The organism is Sphingobium aquiterrae, assembly GCF_037154135.1.
GTDB lineage: Bacteria > Pseudomonadota > Alphaproteobacteria > Sphingomonadales > Sphingomonadaceae > Sphingobium > Sphingobium aquiterrae.
In genome coordinates, this window is sequence record NZ_JBANFL010000001.1 from 289,260 (window position 1) to 309,155 (window position 19,896).

At 67.9% G+C, this 19,896-nt stretch carries 18 protein-coding genes; 2 read left to right on the forward strand and 16 right to left on the reverse strand.

Annotation, left to right across the window (positions count from 1 at the left end; all coding sequences use genetic code 11):
- Nucleotides 1-13: 13 nt before the first annotated feature.
- From WFP78_RS01260 to WFP78_RS01280, 5 genes are read right to left on the reverse strand one after another with little or no spacing between them, the layout of a single operon-like run.
- Nucleotides 14-1,420 carry an efflux transporter outer membrane subunit gene (locus WFP78_RS01260; RefSeq protein ID WP_336957945.1) on the reverse strand — a complete coding sequence of 469 codons (1,407 nt, stop codon included), beginning with the start codon at nucleotides 1,418-1,420 and terminating at the stop codon, nucleotides 14-16.
- Nucleotides 1,413-2,321 (reverse strand): efflux RND transporter periplasmic adaptor subunit, encoded by a 909-nt coding sequence (locus WFP78_RS01265; protein WP_336957946.1) that lies wholly within the window; start codon nucleotides 2,319-2,321, stop codon nucleotides 1,413-1,415. Before WFP78_RS01265 ends, WFP78_RS01260 begins: the two co-directional genes overlap by 8 nt.
- On the reverse strand, nucleotides 2,318-2,533 hold the full coding sequence (locus tag WFP78_RS01270) for a DUF1656 domain-containing protein (protein ID WP_336957947.1): 216 nt from the start codon (nucleotides 2,531-2,533) through the stop codon (nucleotides 2,318-2,320). The genes WFP78_RS01265 and WFP78_RS01270 overlap by 4 nt, the downstream gene beginning before the upstream one ends.
- On the reverse strand, nucleotides 2,530-4,578 hold the full coding sequence (locus tag WFP78_RS01275; RefSeq protein ID WP_336957948.1) for an FUSC family protein: 2,049 nt from the start codon (nucleotides 4,576-4,578) through the stop codon (nucleotides 2,530-2,532). The genes WFP78_RS01270 and WFP78_RS01275 overlap by 4 nt, the downstream gene beginning before the upstream one ends.
- Nucleotides 4,575-5,024: a MarR family transcriptional regulator gene (locus WFP78_RS01280; protein WP_336957949.1), complete on the reverse strand. Its 450-nt coding sequence runs from the start codon at nucleotides 5,022-5,024 to the stop codon at nucleotides 4,575-4,577. The genes WFP78_RS01275 and WFP78_RS01280 overlap by 4 nt, the downstream gene beginning before the upstream one ends.
- A 46-nt stretch (nucleotides 5,025-5,070) precedes the next feature.
- On the opposite strand from WFP78_RS01280, the gene WFP78_RS01285 reads away from it, so the two are divergent.
- The gene (locus tag WFP78_RS01285; protein WP_336957950.1) at nucleotides 5,071-5,199 is read left to right on the forward strand and encodes a hypothetical protein; all 129 of its coding nucleotides are present in this window, start codon (nucleotides 5,071-5,073) and stop codon (nucleotides 5,197-5,199) included.
- 82 nt (nucleotides 5,200-5,281) lie between these two features.
- Here the strand turns inward: WFP78_RS01285 and WFP78_RS01290 are convergent, their stop codons facing one another.
- The gene (locus tag WFP78_RS01290; RefSeq protein WP_336957951.1) at nucleotides 5,282-6,274 is read right to left on the reverse strand and encodes a hypothetical protein; all 993 of its coding nucleotides are present in this window, start codon (nucleotides 6,272-6,274) and stop codon (nucleotides 5,282-5,284) included.
- Nucleotides 6,275-6,478: 204 nt separating this feature from the next.
- Here WFP78_RS01290 and WFP78_RS01295 point away from each other — a divergent pair, with 204 nt between their 5' ends.
- The gene (locus WFP78_RS01295) at nucleotides 6,479-9,049 is read left to right on the forward strand and encodes a cation-translocating P-type ATPase (RefSeq protein WP_336957952.1); all 2,571 of its coding nucleotides are present in this window, start codon (nucleotides 6,479-6,481) and stop codon (nucleotides 9,047-9,049) included.
- A 4-nt stretch (nucleotides 9,050-9,053) separates the two neighbouring features.
- Here WFP78_RS01295 and WFP78_RS01300 read toward each other — a convergent pair whose 3' ends face one another.
- The 10 genes from WFP78_RS01300 to WFP78_RS01345 form a co-directional block, all read right to left on the reverse strand.
- A complete protein-coding gene (locus WFP78_RS01300; protein WP_336957953.1) occupies nucleotides 9,054-10,121 on the reverse strand; it encodes an AI-2E family transporter in 1,068 nt (355 codons plus the stop codon).
- Nucleotides 10,122-10,254: 133 nt separating this feature from the next.
- Nucleotides 10,255-10,575 carry a TraR/DksA family transcriptional regulator gene (locus WFP78_RS01305; RefSeq protein ID WP_336957954.1) on the reverse strand — a complete coding sequence of 107 codons (321 nt, stop codon included), beginning with the start codon at nucleotides 10,573-10,575 and terminating at the stop codon, nucleotides 10,255-10,257.
- A complete protein-coding gene (locus tag WFP78_RS01310; RefSeq protein WP_336957955.1) occupies nucleotides 10,575-10,823 on the reverse strand; it encodes an HP1242/YdcH family protein in 249 nt (82 codons plus the stop codon). The genes WFP78_RS01305 and WFP78_RS01310 overlap by 1 nt, the downstream gene beginning before the upstream one ends.
- Before the next feature lie 57 nt (nucleotides 10,824-10,880).
- Entirely contained in the window at nucleotides 10,881-11,066 is a 186-nt protein-coding gene (locus tag WFP78_RS01315; protein ID WP_336957956.1) for a hypothetical protein, read from the reverse strand.
- A gap of 50 nt (nucleotides 11,067-11,116) precedes the next feature.
- The gene (gene cobA, locus WFP78_RS01320; protein ID WP_336957957.1) at nucleotides 11,117-11,923 is read right to left on the reverse strand and encodes a uroporphyrinogen-III C-methyltransferase; all 807 of its coding nucleotides are present in this window, start codon (nucleotides 11,921-11,923) and stop codon (nucleotides 11,117-11,119) included.
- Nucleotides 11,916-14,522, reverse strand: coding sequence for a molybdopterin-dependent oxidoreductase (locus tag WFP78_RS01325; protein WP_336957958.1), 2,607 nt, complete (start codon nucleotides 14,520-14,522; stop codon nucleotides 11,916-11,918). Before WFP78_RS01325 ends, cobA begins: the two co-directional genes overlap by 8 nt.
- Before the next feature lies 1 nt (nucleotide 14,523).
- Entirely contained in the window at nucleotides 14,524-14,892 is a 369-nt protein-coding gene (nirD, locus tag WFP78_RS01330; protein ID WP_336957959.1) for a nitrite reductase small subunit NirD, read from the reverse strand.
- Nucleotides 14,889-17,369: a nitrite reductase large subunit NirB gene (gene nirB, locus WFP78_RS01335; RefSeq protein ID WP_336957960.1), complete on the reverse strand. Its 2,481-nt coding sequence runs from the start codon at nucleotides 17,367-17,369 to the stop codon at nucleotides 14,889-14,891. Before nirB ends, nirD begins: the two co-directional genes overlap by 4 nt.
- A gap of 14 nt (nucleotides 17,370-17,383) precedes the next feature.
- On the reverse strand, nucleotides 17,384-18,583 hold the full coding sequence (locus WFP78_RS01340; RefSeq protein ID WP_336957961.1) for an alginate export family protein: 1,200 nt from the start codon (nucleotides 18,581-18,583) through the stop codon (nucleotides 17,384-17,386).
- Nucleotides 18,583-19,791, reverse strand: a complete 1,209-nt coding sequence (locus WFP78_RS01345) for a nitrate/nitrite transporter (protein WP_336957962.1) — start codon at nucleotides 19,789-19,791, stop codon at nucleotides 18,583-18,585. The genes WFP78_RS01340 and WFP78_RS01345 overlap by 1 nt, the downstream gene beginning before the upstream one ends.
- Nucleotides 19,792-19,896 lie beyond the last annotated feature (105 nt).

Below are 19,896 nucleotides of genomic sequence, written 5' to 3' on the forward strand. Positions count from 1 at the left end.
GTCGCACGGGCCGCTACGACCATCCGCCGCCCAGGGAGAGGAAGATCGCGATCTGATCTTGCAGCAACTGTGTCTTTGCGGCCGCACTCTGGACTTCGGCGGTGGCAAGGTTGCGCTGTGCCTCCAGCAGCGAGAGGAAATCGCCCCGGCCGAAGCGGAAGAGGCGGTCGGCCTGGGTGGCGGACAGGGCGGCGCTGCTCCGCGCGCGATCCAGCGCATCGGCGCGCTCGCGGTCGCGCCGATAGGTTTCCAGCGCCGTCTCCGTCTGCCGCAGGGCTTCCAGCACGGTCGCGTCGAAACCGGCAAGGTCGGCTTCCACCTGCGCGTCGGCCTGCGCGATCCGGGCGCGCACCACGGGGCGATTGGGGAAGGACCAGCTGATCAGCGGCCCCAGGCTGAACCCGAAGGACGAGGGCGAGCCAAGGCCGCTGAACGGCCCGGCAAGCCCCAGCGATCCGCCGATGCTCACCTGCGGATACAGATCGGCCGTCGCGACGCCCAGCCGCGCGGTATCGGCGGCGATCCCGCGTTCCGCCTGCCGGATATCCGGGCGCCGGCGGATCAGCGCCGCGCCGTCGCCAACGGGCAGCGGCTGGCCAAGGCCGGGCAGCGCGGCACAGTCCGCGACATCGGCGGGATAATCGGCCGGCGGCCGGCCCAGCAATGTCGCGAGCAGATAGAGCGCCGCCTGCCGCTGTCCCTCATAGGTCGGCAGGGCCGCCGCGCTGCTGTCCACCGCGGCCTGCGCCCGGCTGACGTCGAAGGCGGTGTTGCGCCCGCCCCTGTAGAGCCGGCGGGTGGCGTCCAGCGTCTGCTGCTGTAGGGCGACGACATGTTTGTTGACCGACAGGCTGTAATTGGCGGCGCACACCTCCGCATAGGCTTTGGCGGTGGCGGCCGCGACGCTCATCGCGGTGAAGTCCCGCGCGGCGGCCACGGCTTCGCGGTCCGCCTCGCTGGCCTCGATTGCGCGGCGGATGCGGCCGTTGAGGTCCAGCGGATAGGAGGCCGACAGGCCCAGATCATAGCTGGCGATGCCGGGCAGGCTGTAGCCCGTGCCGGATGCGCGGGCCAGCGATCCGCCGCCGCTGGCCGTGGTGCTGACGCTGCGGCCTGCCATGCTTTCGCGGACCACCGCGTCGGCGCGCTTCAGATTGGCGGCAGCGACGCGCAGGTCGGCATTGGCTGCAAGCGCCTGTTCCACCAGCGCGTCCAGTCGGGGATCGTTATAGAGCCGCCACCAATGGTCGGGCAGCGGCGCCTGCGCAAAGCCTGCCCCCTGCGCGGACCGGAAGGCGCCCTGCGCCGACGGCCGGGTGGCGGCCGCATGTTCGGGCGGATGATAGTCCGGGCCGGCCGTCGCGCAGGCGGCGAGCGCCAGCGACAGCAGCGGGGCCAGCAGCGGCGCGCGCTTAGCCATGGCGACGGCCTCCGGCGGTGGCGGGCTGCCTGACCGGCGTGGGCTGGATGCTGACGGTTGCCGTCCGGCCGGCGATCAGCCGGATGTCCCCTGGCACCTGCAACAGCTTCACGCGCACCGGAATGCGCTGGGCCAGCCGCACCCAGGAAAAGGTCGGCTCGACCGTCGGCAGCAGATTGCCCGAATCGCTCCGGCTGGCATCGTTGATGCCATAGGCGACGCTTTCCACCCGGCCCTGCAGATCCCGTTCCTCGCCCATCAGGCGCACGGTCACGGGCGCGCCGATGCGGATAAGCGGCAGCTTCGTCTCCTCGAAATAGCCCTCCACGCGCAGGCTGTCGCTGTCGATCAGCGCCATCGCCTGAGTGCCGGCGCCAAGATAGTCGCCCGGATGCAGATCGAGATTGGTGACGACGCCGTTGACCGATGCCATGACGCGCGTCCGCCGCAGGTCGAGCGCGGCGCCGTCCTGTGCGGTGATCGCCTCGGCCAGCGCCGCCTCCGCCGTGGCGACGCGCGCGACATTCTGCTCGTGCAGCTCGGCCGCGACCAGATCGCCAAGGGCAAGGTCGCGTTGCGTCTCGCGCCGGGCCTGGCCCAGCGTGGCGCGGGCGCTGGCGACGCGCGCCTCGGCCTGCCTCAGCGCCAGTGCATAGCGGGGCTGATCGATGACGAACAGCAGGTCGCCAGCATGCACCTGCTGATTGTCATGCACCTGGACGGAGGTGACGAGGCCGCCGATATCGGGCGTCACCCGCACCACATCGGCCCGCACCCGCCCGTCGCGCGTCCAGGGGCTGCGTTCATAATGGTTCCACATCCACAGCGCGACGGCGAGCGCGGCAAGGACGATGACGATGGTGGCGGCGCTGCGGATCAGCGTGGCGGCAAGACGGTTCATAGGTGGATATCGACCAGGGGGACAAGAAGGACGAGAAGCCCAAGGACGAGGACATACAGGCTGACATCCACGAGCGCACGATAGGCAAGGAAACGGTAGAGTCCGAAATAGGCCAGCAGCCGCATCAGCAGGAAGCTGAGCACCGTCGCCACCCCCCCGAGCAGGAGCAGCGTCGGCACGAAGACGCCGCCCAGGGCGATTTCGCCGATCATCGGGCGGGGCTCCTATATGCGGGGACATCGGGGAAGAGATTGCGGCGCAGGCTGACCAGCGCCAGCATCGCCTGCCGACGGACGGCGGCGAGCGGGTGGCCGGCGAACTGGGCGATGGCGCTGTCTATGCCGCCCAGCAAAGCGGGGCCGGCGGGCGCGGGCGCATCGGGGTCCAGCTCGGCATAATGGGCGCCGACATCGCGCAACACCGGCTCCAGCGGGGCGCTCTCCCTCTGCGGCAGGTCGATCCGTAGCTGGCGCAATTCGCCGATGGCGACGCCGGTGCGCAGGTCTTGCATGGCGTTGTACAGCGGCTTGCCGCCGCTGGCGCCGATGGCCGCGATGCGCGGCGCGAGCAGGGCGATGCGGTCCAGCATCCGGTTGATCCAGGCGCGCACATCGGGGGGATTCATGGAAGTGCTGCGCGCGGCGATGTCGGCCCAGCCCGCGCGCACGGTGCGGCGGATGGCACCATGCACGCCGGCGGACTGCAGCAGTCCGGCCATGACGATGGCAAACCACAGGCCGACGATCTGCGCGATCGCGGCGTTGATGAAGACAGGAAATTCATTGACGTAGCGCGACGAGATCAGCGCCGGGCTGCCCAGGCCCAGCATCGTCGGCAGTGCGACACCGGCAAAGCGCGGGGAAGCGAGGAAGGCGCCCAGCGTCAGCAGCATTGGCGCCATGGCCGCCGCCAGCATGAAAAAGCCATCGATGCGCGGCAGGATGACAAAGCCATAGACGGCGCCGATGACGGTCGCGATGATCGTGCCCAGGATGAAGCGCTTGAGCGGGCCGAGCGGGTTGTCCATGGCGGAAAACAGCGCCAGGAACACGCCTGCCAGCATCACGCCGGTGCCGCCGTCCTGCCATCCGCTGCCGATCCACAGCAGGCAGCCGACAAGCACGGTGAGGAAGGCGGTCGCCGCGCCGCGCAGGGCGCCGGCATAGTCGCGGTGCAGCTCCCGGTCCCGTCGCCCTTCCAGCAGGTCGGCGATGCGCGGCGTCACCGGCTGGCGGCTATGGGTGATCATCTGATCGCGCAGGTCGCGGCAGTCGCGATGCGCCGCGATCAGGGTCGAGAGGCGCGCGACAAGGCTGAGCCGCAGCATGTCCTGCCATGTCATCTCCGGGCCGGTCGCCGGTTCCAGCGCGGCGCAGCGAGTCCGCAGCGCTTCTGCCGCGGCCTGCCGTAGGTCGCGGTCTTCGCCGGGCGCCGCCAGCCAGGCGCGCGTATCGGCGATCAGCGCTTCCATGGCCGGCTGGATCGCGCCCGGTTCGCCGCGGAAGGTCGCCAGCCGATCCTCCACCGCCGCGCCCAGCGGCAGCAGCAGGGACAGCTGGTCCTGCAGCGCCCGCACGGTCCGCACGCGGGGGGACAGGCGGGAAATGTCGAAGGGCAGGTGGATCGACAGCTGGTGCAGCTCCGTCACATCCTGCGCCAGCCGCCGCCGTTCCGCCTCAAGCCCCGGGACGGGCACGGTCGCGATGGCGTCGCGCGACCAGCGTTCGGCATCGCGCAGGATGTCGTCCACCCGGCGCAGCAGCAGCTGCGTCACCGATCCGGGGAAGATGACGGCATGGACCAGGCTGCCGCACAGGATACCCACGCTGATCTCCTGCACGCGCAGCACCGCGACGGTGAAGATCTGCCCCGGCATGTCGACGCTGGGAAAGCCGATCAGGCAGGCGCTGTAGCCGGCCAGCACGAACATATAGGCGCGCGGGGTGCGATCGAGAAGCGAGATGAAGACGCACAGCGCCAGCCAGCTGGCAAAGGCGAGCGACAGCAGTTCCGGCGCATTGGCCAGCGGCGGCACCATCAGCACCGTGGCCGCGGCGCCGACGATCGTGCCGATGACGCGGAAGACCGCCTTGGAGATCACCGCGCCGGCCAGCGGCTGCGCGACGATATAGGATGTCAGGAACGACCAGTAGGGCCGCTCCAGCCCGATGCTGAAGGAGATATAGAGGGCGAGCATCGCGGCGATGAAGCATTTGATGGAAAACAGCGCCGCCGGCCACCCGATCCGCTCGCTCATAAATGCGCACGCCAGAGCGCGATGCGCTCGCTCAGCAGGTTGCAGACGCGCAGCATGGTCTCGATATCGCCATCGGGAACGCCGTCCAGCAGCACGCTGCGGATCTGCGCCAGCCGCGTCTCGATCTTGGCGGCAAGCGCCTTGCCGGCGTCGGTCAGGTTCAGCTTGTTTGTCCGGCGATCCTCGGGGTCGGTATGGCGCTCGACCAGCCCGCTCGCCTCCAGCTGGTCGAGCGTGCGGACGAGCGAGGGCTGGCTGATCCCGATCTCACGGGCAAGGTCGATCTGCCGCACGTCCGCTCCCAGCCGGTCGAGGAAGATCATGCACCAGCCGGTGGAATTGGAGACGCCCAGCTCCGCCAGGACCCGGTCGGCAAGCTGCCGCCAGGCCTGCGACACGGGCGGAAGGCGGGTCGCCAGGGCCCGCGCAAGATCGTTGCGACTCATTATGCTTAGATAGCTAACTAATGTTATCCGTCAAGAGTGCGGATGCATGTCAGCCATGGTCGGCATGGGCAGTGGACCTGATATGATGGACATGAAGGCCATGCCAGAAGGGCATGCCGCTGAAAGGCGCGTCACCCTGAACCTGGTTCAGGGTCCATTTCTCCCCACATTTTGAGGCATCCGGAGGCGCAATGGGCAGCGAGGCACGTCACCGAACCACATTCGGCATGACGATCCTCAGGCGACGCATTTCCCTTCTATGCGGCGCTCTGCGCCAGTTCGCCCGCCGCCATGGCGGGCGGCAGCCAGGGATTGGTGCTGTGCCAGCTTTGCACCCAATGGTCGGGCCAGTGGCCCCACATGTTCATCTGCCCCAGCGCGTCATACAGGCCCAGATACTGGTAATAGCTGGCGCCCGGAATGTCCTGTGCGATGGGGCACCCCAGCGTGACCACATGCACGCCCTGCGTCCTGTCCGGTGGCAGCGAATGCATCGCGTTGCCGATCTGCAGCGCGCCCTTGCTGTGGCCGACAAGGATCTGGAACTGCGAGGGCAATTCCTGCAGCAGCGCATGCAGCACGTCGGACGATCCCGATCCCCGGCGATAGATCGGCGCACCGTGCAGCGTCTTCGCGTCGGGGACGGATGCGGAAAGCTGCCGGCCGATCCTGGCGGCATGGGGCACGATATTGGCCAGCATGTTCTGGGTGATGCTCTTGGCACGAAGATAGTCGAACATGCCGAAGCCGAACCAGCCGCCCATGCCCTGCAGGATCATGTCGGCAACGCCATAGCCAGGCACGATCGCCAGCACGGGGCGCTCCAGCGCGGTCGAAATATTCCAGGCCAGCGCCGCGCTGCCCAGTGCGGAGCTGCCAACGCCGGTGATGGTCACGATCCTGACGGCGCGGGTCTCGGGATAGGGGGAATCGAGATAGGCCTGCACATCCTGATAGCGATGGACATAGGGCGCGGTGGTCGCGTCGATCAGCAGCAGCGATCCTTCCGGGTCGCTGATCGCATCGAAGGCGATGACGCGGGAGGGCGGCTTCTCGCCCTTGTCCTTCATCGCTTCGTCATGGGCCTGGAAATCGGCGCGCAGGCTCGGCACGTCGTAGAAGATCGCATCGACGGCGGTGTTGAACAGCCGGCATGCCATGACGGCGGGCTTCACCATCTCCGCAGGCAGGTTGAAGAGGTCCAGCAGCGGATCGTCATCTTGCGGAGGTTTGTTGTCGCCCAGAGCCATGATGGTTCTCCCCAGAAGCGTTGCAGCTTCCTACCATGGTTCCTGTTGCGGCGCAGCAAGGGTTTGCGCCGTTTCCGCGCGATTATGCCTGGCCAGGGGCGCTGGATAGGGGCGCCGGACAGGGGCAGATGCGTATTATTCCGGATTCGTGCGTGGCATGCTTTGCGCCATCGCCGTCCGGCAAGAGGCAGGGGGACGCGCAAGGTGACGGAGACGGACCAGCTTCATGATCCTGCGGCGCGGCACCGGGGGCTCTCCGCCGCCGAAGCGCAGCGTCGCCTGATGGTGGACGGCCCCAATGCGCTTCCGCGTGCGGGTCGGCGGTCCATGCTGCATATCCTGGGCGAGGTCGTGCGGGAGCCGATGCTGGCGCTGCTGCTGGCCGGCGGCTTTGCCTATATGCTGCTGGGCAGCCTGGGCGAGGCGCTGATCCTGCTCGTCTTCGCGACCTTCTCGATTGCCGTCACCGTCATCCAGGAAAGCCGGACCGAGCATGTGCTGGAAGCGCTGCGCGACCTGTCGGCGCCGCGCGCGCTGGTGGTGCGTGATGGCGTGCGCGTGCGGATCGCGGGGCGGGAGGTCGTGTCCGGCGACCTGATCGTGCTGGAGCAGGGGGATCGTGTCGCGGCGGACGCGCTGCTCGTCGTCGCGGAGGATATCCAGGCCGACGAGTCGCTGCTGACCGGCGAATCGGTGCCCGTGCGCAAATGCGTCGCGGTGGATGGCGCTGCCGCCGCTGCCCGAAGCCGGCCGGGGGGCGAGGATCAACCCTTCGTCTATTCGGGGTCGCTCATCACGCGCGGGTCGGGCCTGGCCAGCGTGACCGCCACGGGGGCGAACAGCGAGATCGGCCGCATCGGCCAGTCGCTCGCCGCGCTGGACAATGAACCGCCGCGCCTGCGGCGGGAAACGGCGCGGATCGTGCGGCTGTGCGGCCTTGGCGGCGGGAGTGTCGCGCTGCTCGTCATCCTGCTCTACGGATGGCTGCGCGGCGGCTGGGTCGATGCGCTGCTGGCCGGCATCGCCATCGGCATGTCGATGCTGCCGGAAGAGTTTCCGGTCGTCCTCACCATCTTCCTGGCCATGGGTGCGTGGCGCATCGCCCAGACCGGGGTGCTGACGCGCCGGGCCGCGGCGATCGAGACGCTGGGGTCCGCAACGGTCCTGTGTACCGACAAGACCGGCACGCTGACCGAGAACCGCATGGCAGTGGCAGAGCTGTGGCTGGCATCGGGGGAAAGCATCGCCAATGATGCGGCAACGCCGCCGCCGCAATTCCATGCGCTGATCGACGCCAGCATCCTTGCCAGCGCGCCCGTGCCGGTCGATCCGATGGAGGTGGCGTTCCACGAAGCGGGCGCCGGCCTGCCCGGCCTTGCCGCGCGCCGGGCCGGGCTGTCGCTGGTCCATGCCTATGGATTGCGGCCGGAATTGCTGGCGATGTCCAACATCTGGCAACCGGCGGACCCGGCGGCGCATGGCCGGGTCGCCGCCAAGGGCGCGCCCGAGGCGATTGCGATGCTGTGCCGCCTGTCTCCGGCGGAGCATGCGCGGATGACGGCGGCGGTCGATGCGATGGCCAGCCGCGGCATGCGGGTGCTGGGCGTGGCGACGGCCATGGCGACGCGGGCGGGGGATGGCTGGCCCGGATCGCAGAGGGATCATGATTTCGCGCTGGCCGGGCTGATCGGCCTTGCCGACCCTGTGCGGGCGAGCGTGCCGGATGCCGTTGCCCAGTGCCGCAGCGCGGGCATCCGGGTGGTGATGATCACCGGCGACTATGCCGCAACGGCCCGCGCGATCGCGATACAGGTCGGGATCGTCGGGGAAGACGTGCTGACCGGCGCGGACCTTGATCTGCTGGACGATGCCGCGCTGGCCGCGCGGTTGCGGACGGTCAGCATCTTTGCCCGGATCATGCCCGAACAGAAGCTGCGGATCGTCTCCGCCTTCAAGGCGCAGGGCGAAGTGGTGGCGATGACCGGCGACGGGGTGAACGACGCACCCTCGCTGAAGGCGGCGCATATCGGCATCGCCATGGGCCAGCGCGGCACCGATGTCGCGCGGGAGGCGGCCGCCATCGTGCTGCTGGACGATGATTTCGGGTCCATCGTGAAGGCGGTGCGGCTTGGCCGGCGCATCTACGACAATATCCGCAAGGCCATGGCCTTCATCTTCGCGGTGCATGTGCCGATTGCGGGGCTCGCGCTGCTGCCGCTGCTGACGGGCCTGCCGATCATGTTCGGCCCGATCCACATCGCGCTGCTGGAAATGATCATCGACCCGGTCTGCGCGCTGGTGTTCGAGGCCGAACCGGAAGAAGGCGACCTGATGCAGCGCAAGCCGCGTCGTCCCGAGGAGCGGCTGTTTTCGCTGCCCATGGTCGGCTGGGCGCTGGCGCAGGGTGGGCTGGCCCTGGCGATGCTGGCCGGCATCTTCCTGTGGGCCAGCGATGCCGGCATGGCGGAGGCGGATGTGCGCGGGCTGACCTTCTTCTGCCTTGTCGGTGCGATCCTGGTGCTGATCCTGGTCAACCGGTCCTTCGACACGTCGCTGCGCCATGCGCTGGTGCGGGGCAATCTTGCCCTGCGCTATGTGCTGGGCGCGGTTGTGGCCATTGCCGCGCTCATCCTGGCGGTGCCGCCTGTCCGGGCGCTGCTGAAATTCGGGCCGCTCCATATCCATGACCTTGCGATGGTTCTGGCGTCCGCCATCGCGCTGATGCTGGTGCTGGAAGGCGGCAAGGCGCTGGACATGCGCCGCGCCCTGCGCTGAATCGCTATGCCGTGCCGCCCAGCTCTTCCTGCACGGCCGGGCGGCTGAAGATCTCCCATGTCGCAAGGAAAAGCGCGGCGATCACCGGGCCGACGATCAGGCCGTTGAACCCCATCACCTCCAGCCCGCCAAGGGTCGAGACCAGCACCACATAATCGGGGATGCGCGCATCCCGCCCGACGAGGATCGGCCGCAGCAGATTGTCGACCATGCCGATGACGAACAGCCCGCAAAGGACAAGGACGATCCCCTGCCACATCGCGCCCGTGGCCAGCAGGTAGATGGCGACAGGCACCCAGACGATGCCCGTGCCGACGGCGGGCAGCAGCGAGAACAGGCCCATCGCCACGCCCCAGAGCAGGGCGCCGCTGATGTCCAGCGCCCAGAAGACGATGCCGCCGATGAAACCCTGGGCGATGGCCACCACAAGGCTGCCCTTGATGGTCGCGCGGATCACGGTGATGAACTGGAACAGCAGCGCCGAACGCAGGTCCGGCCGCAGGGGAATGGCGCGTTCCACCCGGTCGGCGAGCACCCGGCCGTCGCGCAGCAGGAAGAAGGTGAGATACAGCATGACGCCCAGCGCCACGATGAAGCCGAAGGCGCTCTGCCCGGCGCTCAACGCCTGCGCCGTCAATGTGCGGAAGCTGGAGGCGATGCCGGTGCCCAGGCGGATGCGGATCGCCTCCAGGTCCGTCAGGCCCGCCCGCTCCAGCAGGCTGCCCAGCCATGTCGGCAGATGGCTCTGGACCTCCACGAACATGGCGTTGAGGTCGATCGTGCCATCCTGCAGATGGGCGTAGAGCAGGGCCGCTTCCTGCAGGAGCAGGGCCAGCAGCACCAGCGCGGGGATGACCGCCAGCGCGACGACGATGAGCAGCGTCAGCGATGCGGCCGCATTGCGCCGCCCCGGCATCGCGGCCAGCAGGCGATCATAGAGCGGCGCGAACAGGATCGCCGCGATCACGCCCCACAGAGTCGCGCCGAACAGCGGCTGGATGACCCAGGCAAAAGCCAGGCTGACGATGATGATGAGCGCCAGAAAACCCGCATTTTCACTTCGGCGCTCCATGATCGTCCTTTAGAGCGATTGCGACACGGGGGAAAGCATCCGCTGACCCGGACAACGCGTTAGAACAAAAATCTGGAGCCGTCGATCCGATGCCGCCGGCGCGGCAGCGGCCCTTCCGGCAATCGGGGCCTGCCTATCCGCCGGCGCAGCCGATGCACTGCGTCGCGGACGGCATCGCCCTGATGCGCGCCGCGTCGATGGCCTGACCGCAACTGCTGCAGATGCCATAGGTGCCGGCATCCAGTCGCGCCAGCGCCGCCCGTATCTGCCGCGCTTCGGTCAGCGCCGCGCGTTCGACCGCGTCGAGGGGTTCGTCATCCTCCCGGGCGATGGCCTGTTCGGCGAAATCATCGTCCAGCGGCTCGCCTTGATCCTCCTCGATCCGCGCGACCTGCGCATTGAGCGCCGCGAGCCGACCGAGGAGTTGCTGACGGACATCGTCGAATGGGCGCATTATGCGGCCTTCGTCGCCGCGATCAGCCCGGCGACGTCATCGAGCAGGCTGAGACGCTGCTTCTTCAGGCCTTCCAGGCGCTCGTCCGATGCCGGGGCAAGGCCGCTCTCGATGCGGGAGATGTCGTTCGTCACGTCATGATAATGATCGGCCAGCGTGCGGAAATGCTCGTTCTCCAGCTTCAGCCGATGCAACGCGTCGCGATCCGCCGGAAATTCCGCGTGCAGGTCATGACCGGTTTCACTCATGGTCTTCTCCTATTGTGTGGATGATGATGGGGATAAGGTTTGCGGCTATATTGCCGGTCAGAAGCAGGCTGTTGCCGGGCGATGCACGGGCGGGCGGCTTCTGCGCAGGCTCAGCAGAAGGGTCTGGTACTGCCGCAGCAGCTGTTGGTGTATGAGCCGCGCTTCCTGGCAGGTGGCCTTGCGTGCCAGCATGCGATGATAGCGAGCGCGCGCCAGATAATAGGCGATGTCTTGTCCCTCCATCGAACGGCCTTCCTTCATTGGGAAGGTGGCGCCTCGGGCAGGCGCTGTCTCTAGGGGATTTCCCGCAATGGACGGGAAAATGGCGCGCGTGCCGCCACGGCGGCGGCCATGTGCGCGGCTGGTTTCTCCACGGCGCGACCGACGATGATGAGCGTCGGCCGGTCATCCGCAATGGCCTGCGTGGCGAGCGGCAGCAGGTCTAGGCGGGTGCGCAGCAGCTGCTCGCTCGGCAGGCTGACGTCGCAGGCGACCAGCACCGGCGTATCGGAAGGGAGGCCGGCGGCGGCAAGCTGGCGGCTGATGTCCCCGGCGGCGGTGCGGCCCATGTAGAAGGCCAGCGTGCAATCGGGGTCGGCTAGCGCCCGCCAGTCGAGATCGAGCGGATCGTTGGCGCGGGCATGGGCGGTGACGAACTGCACCCGCCGCGCGGCGCCGCGCAGCGACAGCGACAGGCCCGCCGATGCGACCGCCGCGCTGGCGGTGGTGATGCCGGGGCAGATGTGGGCCACGATGCCATGCTCGGCCAGCGCCTGCATCTCCTCGCTCGACCGCCCGAAGATCGACGGATCGCCGCCCTTCAGCCGGACGATCCGCTCACCGGCGCGCGCCGCGGCGACCAGCAGGTCGTTGATCGTGCCCTGATCCTTCGAATGGCGGCCGGAGCGCTTGCCCACCGGCACGCGGCGGACATGGGCGGGGATGAGGGCAAGCACGCCCGGCCCGACCAGTGCATCGTAGAAGACGACGCTCGCCGCGCGGATCAGCTTTTCTGCCTTGCGGGTCAACAGGTCCGGGTCGCCGGGGCCGGCGCCGACCAGCCACACGTCGCCGGGGGTGATGAGGTCGGTATCACGCATGGGCAGCCTCCCGTGTTTCGCCGATCAGGCGCTGGATCGCCGGGCGACAGGAGCCGCAATTGGTGCCGGCGGAAAGGGCGGCGCCCACCGCCTCGACCGTGGTGAGCTGCTGGCCGGAAATGGCCTGCACGATCGTCTTCATGCCGACATCGAAGCAGACGCAGATGATGGGGCCGCGATCGACCTGTGGCGCCGCCGGGCGCCCGGCGAGCAGTTCCAGCGAGGGCGCGGCGCTGGCGGCGGTCAGTTGCGCGACCAGCCATTCGCGCCTGGGCAGGCTGCCGGTGCGCGACACATAGAAGGCGGCGCTCACCTGGCCCTGGTCCAGCACGGCAATCCGCATCTGGCCGCGCGCCGGGTCACTGGTTTCCACCCGCTCGCCCTTGGGCAGCAGCGCCTTGGCGAGCATGGCGGGATCGCCTTCCCCGGCAAATTCCACCAGCCAGCCCTGCGGCACGCGGACCTTGGTGGCGTAGAGCGCGTCGATCCGGTCGGGCAGGCTGCGCGCGATCAGGAAACCGCGCCATTCCACCGCCACCTTTTCAAGCCGCGCCGGGGTCGATTTGAAACCGGGCTGGCCCGAATGCGGATCGACCAGCGGCCGCGGGAGCAGGCCGGTGCGGCCACCCGTCGACTGCCGATCGGTCCAGTGGATGGGCGTGAAGATGTCGCCGGGCCGCTGCCCCTCGCTGATCGTCGCGCGGAAGATGCTTGTCCCTTGCGGCGTCGCGACGCGGGCGAGAGCGCCCTCGGTTATGCCAAGCCGTTCGGCGTCCGCCGGATGGATTTCCACCAACGGCTCCTGCCGGTGCGCCGACAGCTTGGGCGACAGGCCGGTGCGGGTCATCGTGTGCCACTGGTCGCGGTAGCGCCCGGTGTTGAGCGTCATCGGCCAGTCGGCGAGCGGCGCCTGCAACTCCATCTGCACGACGGGCACCAGCCGCGCCTTGCCGTCCGGCGTGGGAAAGCGTCCATCGGCAAAGGGCACGCCGCCCCAGCGGAACGGCTCCAGCGCGTCATAGCCGGGGTTGGAAAGGGTCGCATGGCCGCGCAGGTTGAACAGTCGCTCGCCGTCATTCTGATAGGCGGAAAGGCGGGCATGTTCGCGGAAGATGTCGGCCGGGCGATCATAGGCGAAGGCTTCGCGCCAGCCCATGGCGCGGGCCACCTGCGTCACAATCCACCAGTCGCCGCGCGCCTCGCCGGCGGGCGGGAAGAGGGCGCGCTGGCGGCTGACAAGGCGTTCGGAATTGGTGACGGTGCCGTCCTTCTCGCCCCATCCGGTGGCGGGCAGCTTCACATGGGCGAAGCGGCCGGTGTCGGTATCGGCGATGCAGTCCGACACGACGACGAAGGGGCACATGTCCAGCGCCTCGCGCACCATGTTCGCGTCCGGCAGGGAGACGGCGGGGTTGGTCGCCATCACCCACAGCGCTTTCACCCGACCCTCGCGGATGGAGCGGAACAGGTCGACGGCTTTCAGGCCCGGCTTCGTCGCCATGCGCGGCGCGGCCCAGAAGCGGCCGACGCGCGCGACATTCCCGGCCGCGAAATCCATGTGCGCGGCGAGGGTGGAGGCAAGGCCGCCCACCTCGCGCCCGCCCATGGCATTGGGCTGGCCGGTGATGGAGAAGGGGGCGGCGCCCGGCTTGCCGATGCGGCCGGTGGCGAGATGGACGTTGATGATCGCGTTCACCTGATCGGTGCCGCGGATCGACTGGTTGATGCCCTGGCTGAACAGGGTGACGGTGCGCGGATGCGCCGCGAACAGATCGTAGAAGCGCTGCAGATCGGCGGGTTGCAGATCGCAGGTGCGGGCGACCGACCAGAGATCGTTGCCGGGTGCGGCCAGCGTCTCCCAGAAGCCGTCGGGCATCGACACGCTGTTCTTGAGGAAGGAAAAGTCGAGCAGGCCCGCCGCCACGCAATGGGCGAGCAGGCCGTTCATCAGCGCGACGTCGCTGCCCGGCCGCAGCGGCAGGTGCAGGTCCGCGCCCTCGCTGGTTTCGGTGCGGCGCGGGTCGATGACGACCAGCTTCGTGCCGCGCTTCTCGCGCGCGGCCATGATCCGCTGATAGACGACCGGATGGCACCAGGCGGTGTTGGAACCGACCAATATAATAAGGTCCGCCTCATCCAGATCGGCATAGGTGGCGGGCACCACATCCTCGCCAAAGGCGCGGCTGTGGCCGGCGACCGCGCTGGACATGCACAGGCGCGAATTGGTGTCGATATTGGCCGATCCGATGAAGCCCTTCATCAGCTTGTTGGCGACATAATAATCTTCGGTCAGCAACTGGCCGGAGACATAGAAGGCGACGCTGTCCGGCCCATGGCGCGCGATCGTGTCGGCAAAGCGTTTCGCCACATGGCCGATGGCGCGATCCCACGACACCCGCTTGCCGCCGATTTCCGGGTGGAGCAGGCGGCCTTCCAGCCCTACGGTCTCGCCCAGATGCGTGCCCTTGGAACAGAGCCGGCCTTCATTGGCGGGGTGGGCGACATCGCCCTTGATCGTGACGGCGCGCGGGCCGGTCAGCGTCGCGCTGATCCCGCAGCCGACGCCGCAATAGGCGCAGGTGGTGCGGATCGCCGTCATTTCAGGCCGCTAGCCGCATCGCCGTTTCGCGGCAGATGAGGACATGGCCGGAGCTGATCTTCACCGGGATGGTGGGCGTGCAGCCCTTGTCCGGCCCCTGCGCCTCGCCATCCTCCAGGTTGATGACCCAGTTGTGCAGCGGGCAGGCGACGGCATTGCCATGGACGATGCCCTGGCTGAGCGGCCCCTTCTTGTGGGGGCAGCTGTTGACGAGGGCATAGACCCGGTCGGCGCTGGTGCGGAATATGGCGATATCCTCGCCCCCCGCGACGGAGACCGTGCGCGCGCCGCGCCGGGGAATGTCGGTCAGCGGGCCGACGTCGAGCCACTGGGCAGTGAGGGACGGGGCGGTGAGGCTGTCGATGGTCATGCGAGCACTCCTGCAAGCGGACGGATCTGGGCAAGGGGCTGGTGCAGTTCGGCGGCGGCACCCTCGGCGCGTTCGGCCCAGGGGTCGTCCTGCGAAAAGCTCTGGGCGTGCCAGAAGCGGGCGGCCAACGCGTCGCGGCCTTCGATGTCGTCGATGATGCGGCGCTGCACAGAGGCAAGGCCGACGCGCTCGATCCATGGCGCGGTGCGCTCCAGATAGCGGGCTTCCTCGCGGTAGAGCTGGACGAAGGCGGCGGCCATGTGGATCGCCTCCCCCTCCGTCGTCACCTTGCACAGCAGCTCCGTGCCGCGCAGGTGGATGCCGCCATTGCCACCGACATGCAGTTCATAACCGCTGTCGACGCAGATCACGCCGAAATCCTTGATCGTCGCCTCCGCGCAGTTGCGGGGGCAGCCGCTGACCGCCATCTTGAACTTGTGGGGCATCCACGATCCCCAGAATTTCCGCTCCAGCTTGACGCCAAGGCCGGTCGAATCCTGCGTGCCGAAGCGGCACCATTCGCTGCCGACGCAGGTCTTCACCGTGCGCAGCGCCTTGCCATAGGCATGGCCCGAAACCATGCCGGCGGCGTTGAGGTCCGCCCAGACGGCGGGCAGGTCTTCCTTCCTGATGCCGAAGATGTCGAGGCGCTGGCCGCCCGTCACCTTCACCATCGGCGCGTTGAACTTTTCCACCACGTCGGCGATGGCGCGCAGCTCCTTGGGGTTGGTGAGCCCGCCCCACATGCGCGGCACGACCGAATAGGTGCCGTCCTTCTGGATATTGGCGTGCATCCGCTCGTTGACGAAGCGGCTCTGCTGGTCGTCGACATAATCGCCGGGCCATGCGCACAGCAGATAGTAATTGAGCGCCGGGCGGCAGGAGGAACAGCCATCGGGCGTCGCCCAGTGCAGTTCCTGCATCACCTGCGGAATTTCCTTCAGGCCCTTCTCCAGGATCAGCGCGCGCACCTCGTCATGGCCGAAGCTGGTGCATTTGCACATCGTCTTCGTCGCGCGCTCGCCGGCATAATCGTCGCCCATGGTGAGCGCGAGGAGGCTTTCGACAAGCCCCGTGCAGGAACCACAGCTGGCCGATGCCTTGCAGCCTGCACGCACCGCGTCCAGCGTCGTCGCGCCGCCTTCGATGCAGGAAACGACCTTGCCCTTGCTGACGCCGTTGCAGCCGCAGATTTCCGCATCGTCGGAAAGTGCCGCAACGGCCGCCCTAGGGTCCGCCTGCCCCCCTCCGGAGGCGAAGGCCTGGCCGAAGATCAGGGCGTCGCGGACATCGGAAATATCCTCGCCTTTCTTGAGCAGGTCGAAATACCAGCTGCCGTCGGCGGTATCGCCATAGAGGACGGCGCCGATCACCCGGTCGTCCTTCACGATCACCCGCTTGTAGACGCCGCGTGCCGCATCGCGCAGCACGATGTCCTCGCAGCCGTTGCCGCCCGAGAAATCGCCGGCGGAAAACACGTCCAGCCCGGCGACCTTGAGCTTGGTCGAGGTCACGGACCCGCGATAGCCCGAAGGCTGCGCGACCAGCGCGTCGGCCAGGCTGCGGCACATGTCCCAGATCGGCGCGACAAGGCCGTAGACATTGCCGTCATGCTCCACGCATTCGCCCACCGCCATGATGGCCGGGTCTGACGTCACCATATGATCGTCGACGATGATCGCGCGGTTCACCTCCAGCCCCGCCGCGCGGCCCAGCGCGACATTGGGGCGGATGCCCGCCGACATGATGACCAGGCTGGCCGGGATGTCTCTACCATCTTTCAGGCGGACACCCTCGACCTTGCCCTCTCCATAAACTTCCGCCGTGTTGGCGCCGGTCAGGATCGTCTGACCCCGCGCTTCCAGGGCGGTCTTGAGCAGCCAGCCGGCGCTTTCGTCCAGCTGCCGCTCCATCAGCGTATCCATCAGGTGAATGACGGTGACTTTCATGCCCCGCAAGGACAGCCCATGGGCCGCCTCCAGGCCAAGAAGGCCACCGCCGATCACCACGGCATCCCCCCCCAGGGCGGCCGCGTGAACCATGGTGTCGACATCGTGCATGTCGCGAAAGCTGATGACGCCGGGCAGGTCATGCCCCGGCACCGGGATGATGAAGGGGTCGGACCCGGTGGCGATCAGCAGCCGGTCATAGCCCGTGGTGCGACCCGAGCGGGCAGTAACCGTCCTTGCGTCCCTGTCGATGGCGACAACGGGATCGCTGACGATCAGCTCTATGCCATGGTCGGCATACCAGCTGCGGTCGTTGATGACGATTTCATCGAACGTCTTTTCCCCCGCCAGCACCGGCGAGAGCATGATGCGGTTATAGTTCACATGCGGTTCGGCGCCGAAGATCGTGACCTTGAACCGATGGGGATCGCGCGCCAGGATTTCCTCGACCGCGCGGCAGCCGGCCATGCCGTTGCCGATGACGACCAGATGTTCGCGCTGGACGATGTTGGTGATGCTGGGGGACATCGTATCTGTCTCCTTCAGAGCGTATAGTCGAGCTGAAGCCAGAGCTTCTGCGTGTCGGTGGCGAAGCGGTCCGCCTGATAATCGGCGAACTTGACGAGCAGGGCGACGTGCCTGGCGGGCTTGAACCCGACCTGCGCATCCCATTCATGGCCATAGTCGATCGACAGCCGGTCGCTGTCGAACCGGTGCCAGGCGACGAGCAGGCTGACGGGGCCGGCCGGCGTCTTGGGCAGGGCGTAGCCCGCGCTTGCATAAAGGTCGCGAATGCCGTTGGCCGGCGTCACCAGGAATTTGTCGGCCCAGCCCTGAAACTTGTGCAGCGTGGCGAGCGGCGTCTGGAAGCTGCTGTTGGCCGCGCCCGTGGATGCGCCCAGCACTTCATAGCCGCCGGTGAGCGTCAGCCCCTTTGCCGCCAGCGCGGCCTCGCCCAGATAATAGTCGGCGGCATAGTCGTTCGGGTTGCCGGCATAGTCCGACTGGCGGGCATAGCTGCCGGTCACGGACAGCTTCGCGCCCTTGCCCAACGGAAAGGTGCCGACGGCGCGCAGGCCATAGGTCTGGCTGGAGAACTGGCGGCGGGTCGATATGTCCTGATCGACCAGATAGGCAAAGCCCTTGGCGCTGATCGGGCCGAGCTTCAGGCCGACGCCCGCAAACAGATTGTCGCCGCCGATCGCCTGGATCGGGCTGTCGATGCCGAAGATCGTGCGGTCCGACCAGCTATAGGTCAGGTCGACGCTGAGCGGGCCGAGCGCGGCGCTTTCCACGCGCACCGCGTCGAACGTCTGCTCGTTCTGACGCCATGCGACGCTGCCGACGAAGCGCTGGTCGTCCAGATTGATGCGCTGGCGGCCGAGCGTGACGACCGTCCTGGGCAGCCCCTTATATTGCAGCTGGATGCGGCTGAGCGCGATATTCTCTGGATCGGGGACGGTCGGATACAGCGTCTTGCCGTTGACGGTGCTGTTATAGTTCTCGCTGATCGCCAGCGTCGCCTGCGCTTCGGCGAGGAAGGCCCAGGGGCCGCTCGTCGCCTCGATGCCGCTGCGGATACGGGCGGTCAGCGCGTCGGCATTCCGGGCGATGCCGTCCTGGTCGACGCCTTCATAGCGCAGGCGCGCGTCGACAATGGGTTTGAGCGTGATGGTCTGGGCGGCGGCGGGGGTGGCGGCCAGCGCCACCCCGGTTGCGAGCAGGAGGGGGAGGGCGCGCATCAGATTCGCGCGCCTTCCAGCGCCGTCGACCAGGTGGCGCGCCAGCGGGTCTTGACCCCGGCGATGCTGGCGAAGGCGATCAGCGCCAGCCCGGCGAAGATCAGGAAGCCATATTGCGGGCTGCCCGTCCACTGCTTGGCAAGGCCCAGCGACGAGGCGAGATAGAAGCCGCCGACGCCGCCGGCAAAGCCGACCAGGCCGGTCATCACGCCGATCTCTTCCTTGAAGCGCTGCGGCACCAGCTGGAACACCGCGCCATTGCCGCACCCCAGCGCCAGCATGGCGAGCACGAACAGGGCGAGCGCCATGGCGACCGTGGTGGGGCCGGTGCTGATCGCGACCAGCGCGGCGGCGGCCACCAGATAGACGCCCATCAGCGTCTTGGTGCCGCCGATCCGGTCGGCCAGCGCGCCGCCCATGGGGCGGACGAGCGATCCGGCAAAGACGCAGGCGGCGGTGCAATAGCCCGCGACCACCGGGGTCAGGCCGAACTGGTCGGTGAAGTAGATGCTGAGCGAGGCGGCAAGGCCGACGAAGCCGCCGAAGGTGACGCTGTAGAACAGCATGAACCACCAGGCGTCCGCCTTGTTGAGCACGGCGAGGTAGGAGGCGAAGCTCCTGGGCGCGGGCGGGTTGGGCGCATCCTTGGCCAGCGCCATGTAGATGACGAAGACGATGGCGAGCGGGATCACCGCCAGGCCCAGCACCGCGTTCCAGCCGAACGCCTTGGCGAGCAGCGGCGCGAACAGGGAAGCAAGCACCGTGCCCGAATTGCCCATGCCGGCAATGCCCAGCGCGGTCCCCTGATGCTCGGCGGGATACCAGCGGCTGGCGAGCGGCAGCGCGACCGCGAAGCTCGCCCCGGCAAAGCCCAGCACCACGCCCAGCGCGATCGTCGCGGCAAAGCTGTGGACCCCGGCCATCCATGCGGTGGCAAGGCCCGCGATCACGATGATCTGGCCGATGGCGCCGGTCAGCTTGGGGCCGATGCGATCGACCAGCAGGCCGTTCACCAGCCGCAGCACCGCGCCGGCCAGCGTCGGCACGGCCACCATGAAGCCCTTTTGCGCGGCATTCAGGCCAAGATCGGCGGAGATGCTGGGCGCCAGCGGGCCAAGCAGCACCCACACCATGAAGGCGAGGTCGAAATACAGAAAGGCGGCGAAAAGCGTCGGCCGATGGCCGGCGGACCAGAATCCCTTGTTCATGGATACCCCCAGTGAAAGAGCGCGGGTTGTATGAGGAGGCCGCGCGCATCGCATACGTCCAGGGACGCAGGGGGAAGCGGGCGTGACGGCCGGCGAAGAATGATG